The organism is Yoonia sp. R78084 (assembly GCF_044595625.1).
GTDB lineage: Bacteria > Pseudomonadota > Alphaproteobacteria > Rhodobacterales > Rhodobacteraceae > Yoonia.
This window is the reverse complement of sequence record NZ_CP138993.1, coordinates 2,367,787-2,381,159: the sequence shown is the minus strand read 5'-3', so window position 1 is coordinate 2,381,159 and position 13,373 is coordinate 2,367,787. Positions and strand designations below refer to the sequence as shown.

At 58.1% G+C, this 13,373-nt stretch carries 15 protein-coding genes; 12 read left to right on the top strand and 3 right to left on the bottom strand.

The window, feature by feature from the left end:
* Window positions 1-77 precede the first annotated feature (77 nt).
* The 10 genes from cyoE to SJY29_RS11925 all read left to right on the top strand — a co-directional run bounded on the left by cyoE (window position 78) and on the right by SJY29_RS11925 (window position 8,951).
* Entirely contained in the window at window positions 78-1,013 is a 936-nt protein-coding gene (gene cyoE / locus SJY29_RS11970) for a heme o synthase (RefSeq protein WP_400083274.1), read from the top strand.
* Window positions 1,010-1,213, top strand: coding sequence for a hypothetical protein (locus SJY29_RS11965; RefSeq protein WP_110278288.1), 204 nt, complete (start codon window positions 1,010-1,012; stop codon window positions 1,211-1,213). The genes cyoE and SJY29_RS11965 overlap by 4 nt, the downstream gene beginning before the upstream one ends.
* Entirely contained in the window at window positions 1,210-1,824 is a 615-nt protein-coding gene (locus SJY29_RS11960) for a cytochrome c oxidase assembly protein (protein WP_400083272.1), read from the top strand. Before SJY29_RS11965 ends, SJY29_RS11960 begins: the two co-directional genes overlap by 4 nt.
* Window positions 1,825-1,850: 26 nt before the next feature.
* A complete protein-coding gene (locus SJY29_RS11955; protein ID WP_055296092.1) occupies window positions 1,851-2,654 on the top strand; it encodes a cytochrome c oxidase subunit 3 in 804 nt (267 codons plus the stop codon).
* A gap of 93 nt (window positions 2,655-2,747) precedes the next feature.
* Window positions 2,748-3,425 (top strand): SURF1 family protein, encoded by a 678-nt coding sequence (locus SJY29_RS11950; protein ID WP_400083268.1) that lies wholly within the window; start codon window positions 2,748-2,750, stop codon window positions 3,423-3,425.
* 5 nt (window positions 3,426-3,430) lie between these two features.
* A complete protein-coding gene (gene thrC, locus SJY29_RS11945) occupies window positions 3,431-4,816 on the top strand; it encodes a threonine synthase (RefSeq protein WP_400088920.1) in 1,386 nt (461 codons plus the stop codon).
* Window positions 4,813-6,081, top strand: coding sequence for a pitrilysin family protein (locus SJY29_RS11940; protein ID WP_110278292.1), 1,269 nt, complete (start codon window positions 4,813-4,815; stop codon window positions 6,079-6,081). The genes thrC and SJY29_RS11940 overlap by 4 nt, the downstream gene beginning before the upstream one ends.
* Window positions 6,081-6,665, top strand: a complete 585-nt coding sequence (locus SJY29_RS11935; protein WP_400083266.1) for a GNAT family N-acetyltransferase — start codon at window positions 6,081-6,083, stop codon at window positions 6,663-6,665. Before SJY29_RS11940 ends, SJY29_RS11935 begins: the two co-directional genes overlap by 1 nt.
* Window positions 6,666-6,692: 27 nt before the next feature.
* The gene (locus SJY29_RS11930; protein ID WP_400083263.1) at window positions 6,693-7,457 is read left to right on the top strand and encodes an SDR family NAD(P)-dependent oxidoreductase; all 765 of its coding nucleotides are present in this window, start codon (window positions 6,693-6,695) and stop codon (window positions 7,455-7,457) included.
* Between the two features lie 60 nt (window positions 7,458-7,517).
* Window positions 7,518-8,951 (top strand): FAD-binding oxidoreductase, encoded by a 1,434-nt coding sequence (locus tag SJY29_RS11925; protein ID WP_400083260.1) that lies wholly within the window; start codon window positions 7,518-7,520, stop codon window positions 8,949-8,951.
* A 20-nt stretch (window positions 8,952-8,971) separates the two neighbouring features.
* On the opposite strand, the gene SJY29_RS11920 is transcribed toward SJY29_RS11925, so the two are convergent.
* Together SJY29_RS11920 and SJY29_RS11915 are read right to left on the bottom strand one after the other, a co-directional pair.
* Window positions 8,972-9,502, bottom strand: coding sequence for an adenine phosphoribosyltransferase (locus tag SJY29_RS11920; RefSeq protein ID WP_400083257.1), 531 nt, complete (start codon window positions 9,500-9,502; stop codon window positions 8,972-8,974).
* A gap of 9 nt (window positions 9,503-9,511) precedes the next feature.
* A complete protein-coding gene (locus SJY29_RS11915) occupies window positions 9,512-10,378 on the bottom strand; it encodes an S-methyl-5'-thioadenosine phosphorylase (protein ID WP_400083255.1) in 867 nt (288 codons plus the stop codon).
* 169 nt (window positions 10,379-10,547) lie between these two features.
* On the opposite strand from SJY29_RS11915, the gene SJY29_RS11910 reads away from it, so the two are divergent.
* Window positions 10,548-12,170 (top strand): SulP family inorganic anion transporter, encoded by a 1,623-nt coding sequence (locus SJY29_RS11910; RefSeq protein WP_400083252.1) that lies wholly within the window; start codon window positions 10,548-10,550, stop codon window positions 12,168-12,170.
* A 3-nt stretch (window positions 12,171-12,173) separates the two neighbouring features.
* Here the strand turns inward: SJY29_RS11910 and SJY29_RS11905 are convergent, their stop codons facing one another.
* Entirely contained in the window at window positions 12,174-12,779 is a 606-nt protein-coding gene (locus SJY29_RS11905; RefSeq protein WP_400083249.1) for a flavin reductase family protein, read from the bottom strand.
* A gap of 67 nt (window positions 12,780-12,846) precedes the next feature.
* On the opposite strand from SJY29_RS11905, the gene SJY29_RS11900 reads away from it, so the two are divergent.
* Window positions 12,847-13,347 carry a GNAT family N-acetyltransferase gene (locus SJY29_RS11900; protein ID WP_400083248.1) on the top strand — a complete coding sequence of 167 codons (501 nt, stop codon included), beginning with the start codon at window positions 12,847-12,849 and terminating at the stop codon, window positions 13,345-13,347.
* The last annotated feature ends 26 nt before the right edge of the window (window positions 13,348-13,373 follow it).

Sequence of the window (13,373 nt, the reverse complement as noted above, 5' to 3'; positions counted from 1 at the left end):
CAGACCCGCCTTGCATTCTTTGACAGGTCCAAAACATAAGGTGGGTGTTCACCCACCGCCCTATGACAAGGTTTGGCATGAGCGACATTAGCGCATCTGAAAGCACATATGAGGCGAACATGGGCGATTACTTTGCCCTGTTAAAGCCGCGTGTCATGTCGCTCGTTGTGTTCACAGGGCTTGTCGGGTTGCTTGTCGCGCCCGTGCCGGTCCATCCTTTTATCGGTTTCGTGGCAATCCTGTGTATCGCCGTGGGCGCGGGGGCGTCGGGCGCTCTGAACATGTGGTGGGATGCTGACATCGACGCGCGCATGCGCCGCACTGCCGGACGGCCGATCCCTTCGGGGCGCGTGGCACCGGGTGAGGCGTTGGGCATCGGTTTGGCACTCTCCGGGTTTGCGGTGGTGCTTTTGGCGCTGGCGACAAACTTCCTCGCGGCGTTCCTGCTGCTTTTCACGATCTTCTTTTATGCTGTCGTCTACTCGATGTGGCTGAAACGGGCGACCCCGCAGAACATTGTCATAGGTGGCGCGGCAGGTGCCTTCCCGCCGATGATCGGCTGGGCCGTGGCGACCGGCGGCGTCAGTATCGAAAGTGTGCTGATGTTCGCGTTGATTTTCATGTGGACACCACCGCATTTCTGGGCGCTCGCACTGTTTGTAAAGTCGGACTACGGGAACGCCGGTATTCCGATGCTGACCGAAACGCACGGGCGGGATTCAACGCGCCGGCATGTTCTGATCTACACGCTGCTGCTGGTTCCTGTCGCAATCGGGCTTGGTTTCACGTCGATCGGTGGCCCATTCTATCTGGCGATTGCTGTTTGGATGAATGTGTGGTTCCTCAAGGGGGCCTTTGATATCTGGTGGCGTGATGACGCGGCCTGCGAAGCCGACAAGCACAAGGTCGAAATCAAGGTCTTCAAGGTTTCTCTTTACTATCTGTTTGCGCATTTCGGTGCGCTCCTCGTCGAAGCGGCACTGCGGCTTTACGGGATTGGAGGCTGGTCATGACTCTGCATGTCGAACACGAACTGCATACGCGGCGCAAAGGCCGCAACTATGGGCTTGGGCTCATCTTGGCGGGTTTTATCGCCGTGATCTTTGGTCTGACTGTGGTGAAAGTTCTTGAACTGGGAAACGCGAACCAGTTCGAACGTTTTGACCACGTGGCCCGACCACAGCTTATTCCAGAAGAAGGGGCAGGCGAATGAAACTGTTTCCTAACCTGCAAGGGACAAACAGAACGCTGGCACAGACAGTCTCGGTCGTGATCCTTATGGGTGGCCTTGCTTGGGCATCGGTGCCTTTTTATGACTGGTTCTGCCGTGTCACAGGGTTTGGCGGCGCGACCAATGTCGCCGAAACAGGCAGCGATGTGATCCTTGATGAAACCATCAAGGTGCGCTTCGATGCCTCTTTGGCGCGTGATATGCCGTGGACCTTCAAACCTGAAGTCCGCGAAATGGAAATCCGTATCGGCGAAACGGGGCTCGCGTTCTACGAGGCGCACAACCCGCTGGATGTGCCGATTGCGGGGCAGGCGGCCTACAACGTCACCCCTTACGAGGCGGGAGCGTTTTTCGACAAGATCGAATGCTTCTGTTTCACCGAGCAAGTCCTGATGCCAGGCGAGACCGTGATGATGCCGGTGAGTTTCTTTGTGGACCCCGCCATCGTGGATCACCGCGAAGGGCAGTACGTTCATACGATCACGCTGAGCTATACCTTCTACGAAATCGACCTGCCGGAAGAAGAAATCCAAGCCTCACTTGCACCGCAAGCTTTGACACCCGCGTCGCAAGACGCCATACAAAACAACTAAAGACCAGCCTATAGGGAACGCACCACATGGCGCATGCAAAGAACCACGACTACCATATTTTGCCACCATCAATCTGGCCGCTTATGTCCGGATTGGGCGCTTTCATCATGCTGTTTGGTGCCGTCATCTGGATGCACGGATCAGGGCCATACATGTTCCTGATCGGCCTTGCGGCTGTTCTCTACGTCATGTTCGCATGGTGGTCGGAAGTTGTTGCTGAAAGCAACGCAGGTGATCACACACCGGTTGTCCGGATCGGCCTGCGCTACGGTTTCATCATGTTCATCATGTCGGAAGTGATGTTCTTCGCCGCGTGGTTCTGGTCGTTCTTCAAGCACACGCTTTATCCCATGAACGAATATGCGGGCACAACATACGTTGCCCCCGAGTTCTATCAGGTTGATGCGTTTCACCTTCCGCTGATCAACACACTCGTTCTGCTGTGTTCCGGCATGGCCGTAACGTGGGCGCACCACGCACTGGTCCATGAAAACAACCGCAAAGACCTGCAGAACGGTCTGTTGCTGGCGGTTGTTCTGGGCATCCTGTTCACCGGCCTTCAAGCCTACGAATACTGGTATCTGCTGGTCGAGCAGGACTGGACATTCGGCGGCGACAAGTTCTTCTCGAACTTCTTCATGGCCACAGGTTTCCACGGCTTTCACGTGATCATCGGTACGATATTCCTTTTCGTTTGCTATCTGCGCGCACGGGCAGGGCACTTTACACCGGAACGGCATGTCGGTTTTGAGGCAGCAGCCTGGTACTGGCACTTCGTTGATGTGGTCTGGCTGTTCCTGTTCTTCGCCGTCTACATCTGGGGCATTTAAGTGCGCTTTATGTAAGGTGGATCTTGATCCACGGTGCAAAATTCACAAACGCGCGGGTGCAATCTCGCGCGTTTTTACAATCAAGGGCGCAAGATGCTGCGTAAAATTCTGTTCCCCCTGATCCTTGGCATTGCCGGGTGTGGTGTCTTGGTCAGTCTCGGCCTTTGGCAGGTTGAGCGTTTGGCATGGAAAGAAGAGATTCTCGCCGAGATTGATCAGCGCTTGGCCGCAGCGCCCGTCCCTTTGACGCGGTTTGTGAATGAACAAAGTGATGAGTATTCGCGTGTTTCCGTCACCGGTCGCCCGACCGGAGAAGAGCTTCACGTGTTGGTGTCGGGCACCGAGGCAGGGACCGGATACCGTGTGATTTCACGGTTCGAAACTGATATCGGACCGATCCTCTTGGATCAGGGTCTTTTACCGCTTGAGGACAAGGACGCAGCCCCTCTGCTTGTGCAAATGCGGATGGTTGGGACACTCTTGTGGCCCGATGACCAGAACGACAGCACACCTGAACCGGATCTCGCCAGTAACATCTGGTTTGCCCGTAATGTCGAAACCATGGCCGAGGCGCTCGATACCCAGCCACTGATGGTTGTGGCCAGCCAGACATCACCCGCCGATCCGCGGCTGACGCCACTGCCTGTGAACACGGCAACCATCAAGAATGACCATTTTGAATATGCTGTCACATGGTTCTTGCTGGCCGCAGTCTGGGCGATTATGACCCTGTTCCTGATATTCCGGACGACACGCCAAAAGGACGCCTGACAGTTATGCGCTACATCTCGACCCGCGGGACAGCACCCTCGTTAAGCTTTGAAGAAGCGATGTTGACCGGTTTGGCGCGTGACGGCGGGCTATATGTGCCTGAAGAAGTGCCAACGCTGAGTTATGCGCAGATCGCGGCCATGGCTGGCAAATCCTATGAAGACGTGGCCTTTGACGTGATGCGCCCCTTTATCGGTGATACATTCACCGACGCTGAATTCCGCAAATTGATTTCGCAGGCTTATGCCGGTTTCGGCCACGCCGCGCGGGCGCCGTTGGTACAGCTCGATAGCAACCATTTCCTGCTGGAACTGTTTCACGGTCCCACGCTAGCGTTCAAAGACTTCGCGATGCAACTGATCGGCCAGATGTTTCAGGCTGCGCTGACACGGTCGGGGGATCGCGTGACAATCGTGGGTGCAACTTCGGGCGATACGGGCTCTGCCGCGATTGAGGCGTTCCGCGGTCTGAAGGCCGTCGATGTCTTTATCATGTACCCCCACGGTCGCGTGTCCGAGGTGCAGCGCCGCCAGATGACCACGCCGACCGAAAGCAACGTGCATGCACTGGCCGTGGATGGTGATTTTGATGATTGCCAAGCCGCCGTCAAAGACATGTTCAACGATTTCGCCTTCCGAGAAGAGGTGAAGCTGGCCGGCGTGAACTCGATCAACTGGGGCCGTGTCTTGGCGCAGGTGGTTTATTACTTCACGGCCGCTGTATCGCTTGGTGCACCGCACCGCGAAGTCAGCTTTACGGTGCCGACAGGGAATTTCGGTGATATTTTCGCAGGCTATATTGCCAAGAAAATGGGTCTGCCAATTGCCGACCTTGTGGTTGCAACCAACCGCAACGATATTCTGCACCGCACGCTGCAAACCGGTGCCTACACCAAAGAAGGCGTGGAACCTACCATCAGCCCCTCGATGGATATTCAAGTCAGCTCGAACTTCGAGCGCGCTTTGTTTGATGCCTACGGGCGTGATGGTGCCGCTGTTACCAGCCAGATGGAAGATCTGAAGAAGGGTGGTTTCGAAATCAGCCAAGGCGCCTATCAGATGTTGAAGGATACCTTCAAATCCGGCCGCGCCTCGGAGGAAGAAACACAGGCTGCGATCAAGACCTATCTGGCAAACCATGGCGAACTCTTGTGCCCGCATACCGCCGTCGGTGTGCATGTGGCCGAAGCACATCTGGGCACCACGCCCATGGTCACGCTTGCCACGGCACACCCCGCGAAATTCCCCGATGCTGTGAAAGCCGCCTCTGGTGTTGCTGCCCCTCTTCCACCGCGCATGGCGGACCTGTATGACCGACCCGAGCGCGTTACACGCGTCGGCAATGATCTGGCTGCCATTCAGGCGGTCATCAAGGAACGGATCCAGAATTGACCATTCAACTGCACACGCTGTCCAACGGCTTTCAAATCGTGACCGAACATATGCCGGGGCTGAAATCAGCCAGCATTGGCATCTGGGTCCAAGCAGGCGGGCGGCACGAACGGGTTGAGCAGAACGGGATTGCCCATTTTCTGGAACATATGGCGTTCAAGGGCACCAAGACCCGCAGCGCGCTGCAAATTGCCGAAGCCATCGAGGATGTGGGCGGTTATATGAACGCCTACACCAGCCGTGAAATGACAGCTTATTATGCGCGTGTCCTTGAAGACGATGTTGCCCTCGGGCTGGATGTGATCTCGGATATTTTGCTGAACCCTGTTTTTGATCCTGCCGAGATCGAGGTTGAACGCGGCGTGATCCTGCAAGAGATCGGGCAGGCACTTGATACGCCCGACGATATTATTTTCGACTGGTTGCAAGAGGTGGCCTATCCTGATCAGGCGCTTGGCCGCACGATCCTTGGTCCAACTGAACGCGTCAGCAGCTTTAACCGCGAAGATCTGAAAGGGTTTGTTGCCGAACACTATGGCCCCAACCAGATGATCCTGTCTGCTGCCGGTGCCATTGACCATGATGCGATAGTTGCACAGGCAGAGGCGCTTTTCGGCCATTTGGCCGCCGTGCCGCGTGCGCCCGAACTCATGCAGCCTGCCAAATTTGGTGGCGGTGAGCGGCGCGAGATCAAGGACCTCGAACAGGTGCATTTTGCGCTGGCGCTGGAAGGGCCAACCTATCTGGACCCCGCGATCTATACCGCGCAAATCTATGCCAGCGTCATGGGCGGGGGCATGTCGTCGCGCCTGTTCCAGGAAGTGCGTGAAAAACGCGGGCTCTGTTACACGATCTTTGCGCAGGCGGGGGCCTATGAGGACACGGGCCTGACCACGATCTATGCAGGCACGAGCGCCGAACAAATCGCAGAGCTTGCGAATGTCACCATGGACGAGATGAAGCGCGCCGCGGATGATATGAGTGCTGCGGAAGTCGCCCGTGCGCGCGCGCAGATGAAAGCAGGGCTCTTGATGGGGCTGGAAAGCCCCTCGAACCGTGCCGAACGGTTGGCACGGTTGTTGTCGATCTGGGGACGTATTCCGAGTATCAGCGAAACAGTCGCGCACATTGACGACGTCACAACCGGTGATGTGAAGGAATTTGCAGGACAGATGGCGGGACAGGCTGGCACGGCGCTGGCGTTTTATGGCCCCGCTGCGGCGGCCCCGTCGCTTGAGGCGCTGAAAGCGCGACTGGCGGCCTAATGCTCGGGGCCAAGAAGAAGGTCCGGATCGAAACCGAGCGGCTGACGTTGCGCCCGCCGATACATAGTGATTTTCGGGCATGGGCGGCCCTGCGCCGTGACAGCGAAGCCTTTCTGAAGCCCTGGGAGCCGACCTGGGCCCCTGATCATCTGTCGCGCAAAGCCTTCACCAATCGTGTCTATTGGGCGCAGCGTTCGATTGCGAACGGCACGGCGATGCCGCTTTTTCTGGTGCGGCGCGAAGACAACGGGTTACTCGGGGCAATCACGCTCGATCATATCCGCCGGGGTCCGGCACAATCGGGCATCACAGGCTATTGGATCGGTGAGCCCTTTGCCCGCCAAGGCTATATGCGCGAGGCTATTCAGGCGGTTGTGCATCATGCTTTCACAGCAATGGATCTGAGCCGGATCGAGGCGGGGTGCCTGCCTGAGAATACAGCTTCGCGCCGTTTGCTCGAGCTGTGTGGCTATAAATACGAAGGTGTGGCGCAGAGCTATTTGCAGATCAACGGACGCTGGCGCAATCATGTGCTCTACGCCAACCTGCGCAGTGACCGACGCGGCAAGACCGATGTTGGCTAGGGCGCGCCTGATAAGGATAAAACGGCCATGACACTTCCCCAAACACCGTCGTTCCGGCTTGATGGCAAACGGGCCTTGGTGGTTGGTGGTTCGTCCGGGATCGGGTTGGGCTGTGCAGTGGCGCTGGCTGATGCAGGGGCCGAGGTGACGGTGGCCGCGCGGAACGCGGCCCGCGTCAGCCAAGTGGTGGCCGAGATGACCGCAGCCGGTATGAAAGCGCAGGGGATGGTTATGGATGTGGCAGAAGTTGCCGCGACCGAGGCGGCGGTGCTGGCAGAAGGCCCCTTTGATGTGCTGGTGAATGCAGCTGGCTTTGCGATCCACGCGCCCGCAGTCGAGACGAAAGAGGCCGATTTCGATGTTGTCTCGGACATCAATTTCAAAGGGGCCTATTTCCTGACACGTGCCGTGGCTAAGGGCCTGATCGCTGCTGGCAAGCCGGGCAGTCTGATCAACATTTCCAGCCAGATGGCCCATGTGGGCGGAAACGACCGCGCTGTTTATTGTGCCACGAAATTCGCGGTTGAAGGCTTTACCAAAGCGATGGCGATTGAGTGGGGCAAGCAGGGGATCCGTGTGAATACGATCTGCCCCACGTTTATCCGCACGCCGCTGACCGAAGTGACGTTTTCCGACCCTGACAAAGTCGCGTGGCTGTTGAGCAAGATCAAACTGGGCCGCGCAGGCGAAGTCAGTGATATCATGGGGCCTGTGGTCTATCTTGCCTCGGACGCGGCTGCGATGATGACCGGCACCCACATGCTGATCGACGGTGGCTGGACGGCGGAGTAATCATGGTTGGACGCGCGCGCGATCCGGTCCATGTCATAGCCTGATCTAAGGAAAATTAAGATGCTTAACCCTGTTACACCGGATTTCGAAGACAGCCTGCGCGCCTTGCTGCCTGCGGCCGCGTTCAAGAATGGCACCACACCCTACCTGTCCGAGCCGCGCGGTCGCTGGGCAGGGCAGGGGTTTGTCGTGGCGCCCGCCAGCACCGAAGAGGTCGCAAGCATCGTAAAAGCCTGCGCCGCAGCGCGCGTGGGCATCGTGCCCTATAGCGGGGGCACCGGATTGGTGGGCGGGCAGTTGTTGCAGGAAGGTGCGCGGCCGGTGGTGCTGTCTCTGGAGCGGATGAACCGCATCCGCGAGGTCTACCCTTCCGAAAACGTTCTTGTTTGTGATGCAGGTGTGATACTGGCCGATGTGCAGAAAGCGGCAGAAGACGTGGGGCGTTTGTTCCCGCTGTCACTGGCCTCGGAAGGGTCGGCGCGGGTTGGCGGGTTGCTGGGCACCAACGCGGGCGGTGTGAATGTGCTGCGCTACGGCAATGCGCGCGCGCTCTGTCTGGGGCTTGAGGTGGTGCGTGCGGATGGCAGCATCTGGCACGGGCTGACGCGGCTACGGAAAGACAATACGGGCTATGATCTGCGCAACTTGATGATTGGCGCAGAGGGGACATTGGGGGTTATTACCGGTGCTGCACTTAAGCTGGTACCGCGCCCTGTTGGCGTCGGCGCTGCCATGATGGCAGTGCCATCGCCTGCGGCCGCTTTGGAGCTTTTGGCGCTGGCGGGTGCCTTGATCGGCGAGGGCATATCCGCCTTCGAGATCATGCACCGTCAAGGCTTCGATTTCCTGACCGAAGTCGGGCCGGAGTATAAACAACCCTTCGCAGAAGTACCGGAATGGTGTGTGCTGATCGACGTCGGGCTTTCAGCAGGGATCAGCCCCGAAGCGGCGCTTGAGGGGGTGTTTGAAAAAGCGTTCGAGGCAGGGTTGGTGACCGACGGGGTGATCGCACAAAGCCATGCGCAGCGAGATGCTTTTTGGCATATCCGCGAAAGCATTCCAGAAGCGAACCGGCGGATCGGGTCCGTCAGTTCGCATGATATCTCACTCCCGCTGAGCGCGATCCCCGCGTTCATCGCGCAGTGTGAGAAGGCTTTGGCAGAGGTTGGCGCGTTCCGGATCAATTGCTTTGGTCACTTGGGTGACGGCAACCTGCACTATAACGTCTTTCCGATGCCGGGGCGAAGCCGTGCCGATTATGAGGCGGAACGGCCAGAGGTGAAGCGCGTTGTGCATGATCTGGTACATGCCATGGCAGGGTCTGTCAGCGCCGAACACGGGATCGGGCGTCTCAAGGTCAAAGACCTGGAGACTTACGGCGATCCGGTGAAGCTCGACATGTTGCGAGCGATCAAGGATGCGCTGGACCCGCTGGGGATCATGAACCCCGGTGCCGTTTTGCGGCAAAGGGAGATGCCTCCGGCGGAAGTTTGAAGGGACATGGAAAGTGGGGGCTATGCGCCTTCAAACTGGCAAAGCGCGTGGACGTTCATGCCGAGGCTTTCCAGTTTTTTGCGCCCGCCCAGATCGGGTAGGTCGATGATGAAGGCGCAACCGATGACATCGGCCCCCATGCGTTCGATCAGTTTGATGCCCGCCTCTGCGGTGCCGCCTGTCGCAAGAAGGTCGTCGACCAGTAGGACTTTCTCGCCCGCCTGCAGCGCGTCGTCGTGCACTTCCATCGTGGCTTGGCCGTATTCAAGCGTATAGTCCTGTTCAATTGTCTTGCCGGGGAGTTTGCCTTTCTTGCGGATCGGCACGAAACCAACCGACAGTTGGTGTGCGATTGCGCCGCCAAGGATAAACCCGCGCGCTTCCAGTCCCACGACCTTGTTGATGGGTTGGCCTGCATAGGGGTGCAGCAACTGGTCAATCGCGATGCGGAAACCGCGCGCGTCGCTGAACAGCGTGGTCACATCGCGGAACATGATCCCTTCATGCGGGAAGTCTGGGATGGTGCGGATATAGTCTTGGACGGTTTTCATTATCTCTTCCTAAAGGATGCGGCCAGCGATGGCGTCGAGTTTCGCAACCAGTGCGGGATCACGTTTATCGGGGGCGGTCATCACCGCGTATTCGAGCGCGCGGTCACAGCCGTAGGGGCAGGGGGCGCGGTCTGCGCCGAGCAGGGCGGGCAAGCGGCTGATCAGGTCTTGGGCCTTGGTGCCATTGCCTTGCAGCGTCTTGATCACGTCGCTGACGTCGACGGCACCATGATCCGGATGCCAGCTGTCATAATCGGTGACCATCGCAACGGAGGCATAACAAATCTCGGCTTCGCGGGCGAGTTTGGCTTCGGGCATATTGGTCATGCCGATCACGTCGCAGCCCCACGCGCGGTAGAGTTTGCTTTCAGCCATAGAAGAGAATTGTGGCCCTTCCATCGCAAGATAGGTGCCGCCGGTGTGGATCGTGATACCCGCAGCGCGGCCGGCGGTTGCGCAGGCCTCCGACAGGCGCGCGCAGGTCGGGTGGGCCACGCTGACGTGGGCCACACAGCCGGTGCCGAAAAAGGATTTTTCGCGCGCAGAAGTGCGGTCAATGAATTGATCGACAATCACAAAATCACCGGGCGCCATGTCTTCACGAAAAGACCCGCAGGCGCTCACGCTGATGATATCGGTTACACCCAGCCGTTTGAGCGCGTCGATGTTTGCGCGGTAAGGCACAGTAGTGGGTGAATGCACGTGGCCGCGTCCATGACGCGGCAAGAAGGCCATCTCGACGCCGTGCAATTGTCCCGTCAGGACGTCGTCAGAAGGGGTGCCCCATGCGCTTGGGGCTGTCACCCAAGCGGCATTTTCCAGCCCGTCCATATTGTAAATGCCCGAACCACCGATGATTCCGATTTTTGTCTGCATGACCTGCCCTGCTGTCGCTTCATTGCTACATTGAAGCGGATCAACCCCAAATGGAAGCCTGTGCGCCGTGCCAATGCTGCAACACCGCATGATCGGTCGGGGTTGAGGGGTGACATCCACGGGGCGCTGCTTTAGGCCACCCGTAAATTCCCCATGCACAGGATTTCACATGGCCCGCGCCCTTTTGGCGACTTTCGCTGACAGTCTCAAACTCACCGACCCGGATGCCCCGCTGACGGCCGGTCAATGGCGGGTGGAAATTCTGTCCGGTCTAACAGTTGCTCTGGCGCTGGTGCCAGAGGCCGTCGCCTTTGCTTTTGTTGCAGGCGTTGAGCCTTTGGTCGGGCTTTATGCTGCGTTCATCGTCGGCCTGATTACTGCGGTCTTTGGCGGGCGTCCGGGGATGATTTCAGGCGCGACGGGTGCTTTGGCCGTTGTGATGGTCAGCCTTGTTGCCGTGCATGGTGTCGAATACCTCTTTGCGACGGTTGTCTTGATGGGGTTGATCCAACTCTTTGTCGGGATCATGCGATGGGGCAAGTTCATCCGCCTTGTGCCACATCCGGTGATGTTGGGCTTTGTGAATGGTCTGGCGATTGTGATCTTCCTTGCGCAATTGGGCCAGTTTCAGGTGCCCGGGACCGCCGAAAGCGCGGGCCACGGCATGGCCAACGGGCAATGGTTGTCAGGTGCACCGCTTTATCTGATGCTGGCGTTCGTGGCGCTGACGATGGTGATCATCTGGGTCATGCCCAAGATTACGAATGCGATTCCTGCACCGCTGGCAGGGATCGGGATTGTGGCTGCGATTGTGATCGGTTTCGGGATTGATGTGCCGCTTGTCGGTGATCTTGCAGACATCGAAGGCGGCTTGCCTGCGTTCCATGTGCCGATGGTGCCGCACACATGGGAAACGCTGGAAATCATCCTGCCTTATGCGCTGATTCTCGCTGCGATCGGTCTTATCGAAAGCCTGCTGACCCTGAACCTTGTCGGTGAGATGACCGGCAAGCGCGGCGGGGCAAGCCAGGAATGTCTGGCCCAAGGCGCAGCCAATACAGTGACCGGTTTCTTTGGCGGCATGGGCGGTTGCGCGATGATCGGACAGTCAATGATCAACGTGAAATCTGGCGGGCGGACACGGGTTGCCGGAATCGCGGCGTCTCTGTTCCTTTTGGCATTTATCCTTTTCGCCAGTGGTCTGATCGCGCGTATCCCGCTGGCCGCACTTGTCGGCGTGATGTTTATGGTCGTCATCGGGACCTTTGCGTGGAACTCGCTGCGTATCCTGCGCAAGGTACCCCGCACGGATGCTTTCGTAACGATCCTTGTGACGGTGGTGACTGTGGCAACGGACCTTGCAACGGCAGTCGTAGTGGGTGTGATCGTTTCCGCGCTGGCCTATGCATGGAGCAACGCAACCCGCATTCACGCCATCAAGCGCGAAAGCCGGACTTCGGCTGGCGCGCAGGTCTATGAAATCCAGGGACCGCTGTTTTTCGGTTCATCTGACGGATTCATGGAAATTTTTGACGTCGAATCCGACCCTGATGTGGTCATTGTCGATTTTGCCAATAGCCGCGTGGCCGATCAATCCGCGTTGCAGGCTATCGAGGCACTGGCCCAGAAGTATGAGGATGCCGGCAAGATCATCCAGTTGCGTCACCTCAGCCGCGACTGTCACAAGCTTCTGTCAAAAGCTGGCCACCTCATGGTCGATAGCGACGATGATCCCGACTATGCCCTCGCCGTGGATTACAGCGTGAAGACCGGCATCATCGGCGGGCACTAGTCGTTATTCACCGGGGCGTTGCAGGCTAAAGACCTCGCGGATGGTGGAATAATCGCGATAGCCAAGCCGTGTGAGCGGGTTGAACGTGGTCACATCAAACATGCCATCCACAAGGCAATTGTCGCGGATATGCACGCCTGTCACTTCGCCAAAGACGGCGAAATTGGCTTCTCCGGGCAGTTGCACGATCTGGGTCAGTTTGCATTCCAGCGTCGCGGGGGCGTTAAGGACGCGTGGGCAATTGATCGTCTCACATTCCCCTTTTTCGATACCGGCAAGAGTGAATTCATCCGTGTCGCGGTCCCATGCACCGGACGTCTGGTTCATCACGTCACGCGCGGCGTATTCGACAACATTCACGGCAAAGACGCCGGTATCGCGGATGTTGGCCACGGAATCCTTGGTGCCATCGCGGTCGGGTTTGCTGCTGGTTGAGGCGAACATGACCTGGGGCGGCACATAGGCCACGGCGTTGAAGAAAGAATAGGGCGCAAGATTGTCCAGGCCGTCTGCACCACGCGTTGCAATCCAGCCAATCGGGCGGGGCGATACAATGGCGTTGAACGGGTTATGTGGCAGGTCGTGGCCATTTTTAGGTTCGTAGAACATGCAATGCCTTTTCGTTTTGTTGCCCAACAGGTAGCGTCTGACTATCGCGTGGCCAGATGAAAGACAAATGCAACAAACGGCAATCACATTGGCCCAGGAAACAGCGGACGACTGGTGGGAAATCGAAGCGCTTTATGATCTCTGCTTTGCACCCGGGCGGTCTGCCTTGTCTTCTTACCGCTTGCGCGAGGGTGTTGAACCGATCGGCCCGTTGTGTCTGACCGCCCGTGACTCAGACGGTATTCTGGCAGGTGCGGTGCGCAACTGGCCTGTTCTGGTGGGGGGGCAACAGGCGGTTCTGCTTGGCCCAATCGCCGTTCACCCGACGCGACAGGGCGAGGGTGTAGCTGCAATGCTCATGCAGCGCTGCTTGGCAGATGCGCGCGCCCTCGGATGGTCGCGGCTTATGCTCGTCGGTGACGCGCCTTACTATCAACGTTTCGGGTTTGAACGGCTCGACGGTGTTACCATGCCACCGCCGACGAACCCTGATCGTGTGCTGGGGATCGCTCTTTCTGACGGTGCTTGGGATGGTGTGACGGGCATGGTCACATCTCTGCGCGATTGAAATTGGCTTCCCCTGTTCCCATTTCA

What these genes read in the sequence shown, in the direction of transcription:
- SJY29_RS11930 (WP_400083263.1), top strand. Translation starts at nt 6,693, where the DNA reads ATGACACTTCCCCAAACACCGTCGTTCCGGCTTGATGGCAAACGGGCC.
- SJY29_RS11950 (WP_400083268.1), top strand. Translation starts at nt 2,748, where the DNA reads ATGCTGCGTAAAATTCTGTTCCCCCTGATCCTTGGCATTGCCGGGTGT.
- SJY29_RS11935 (WP_400083266.1), top strand. Translation starts at nt 6,081, where the DNA reads ATGCTCGGGGCCAAGAAGAAGGTCCGGATCGAAACCGAGCGGCTGACG.
- SJY29_RS11915 (WP_400083255.1), bottom strand. Translation starts at nt 10,378, where the DNA reads ATGCAGACAAAAATCGGAATCATCGGTGGTTCGGGCATTTACAATATG.
- SJY29_RS11900 (WP_400083248.1), top strand. Translation starts at nt 12,847, where the DNA reads ATGCAACAAACGGCAATCACATTGGCCCAGGAAACAGCGGACGACTGG.
- SJY29_RS11960 (WP_400083272.1), top strand. Translation starts at nt 1,210, where the DNA reads ATGAAACTGTTTCCTAACCTGCAAGGGACAAACAGAACGCTGGCACAG.
- SJY29_RS11910 (WP_400083252.1), top strand. Translation starts at nt 10,548, where the DNA reads ATGGCCCGCGCCCTTTTGGCGACTTTCGCTGACAGTCTCAAACTCACC.
- thrC (WP_400088920.1), top strand. Translation starts at nt 3,431, where the DNA reads ATGCGCTACATCTCGACCCGCGGGACAGCACCCTCGTTAAGCTTTGAA.
- SJY29_RS11905 (WP_400083249.1), bottom strand. Translation starts at nt 12,779, where the DNA reads ATGTTCTACGAACCTAAAAATGGCCACGACCTGCCACATAACCCGTTC.
- SJY29_RS11925 (WP_400083260.1), top strand. Translation starts at nt 7,518, where the DNA reads ATGCTTAACCCTGTTACACCGGATTTCGAAGACAGCCTGCGCGCCTTG.
- SJY29_RS11965 (WP_110278288.1), top strand. Translation starts at nt 1,010, where the DNA reads ATGACTCTGCATGTCGAACACGAACTGCATACGCGGCGCAAAGGCCGC.
- SJY29_RS11955 (WP_055296092.1), top strand. Translation starts at nt 1,851, where the DNA reads ATGGCGCATGCAAAGAACCACGACTACCATATTTTGCCACCATCAATC.
- SJY29_RS11920 (WP_400083257.1), bottom strand. Translation starts at nt 9,502, where the DNA reads ATGAAAACCGTCCAAGACTATATCCGCACCATCCCAGACTTCCCGCAT.
- cyoE (WP_400083274.1), top strand. Translation starts at nt 78, where the DNA reads ATGAGCGACATTAGCGCATCTGAAAGCACATATGAGGCGAACATGGGC.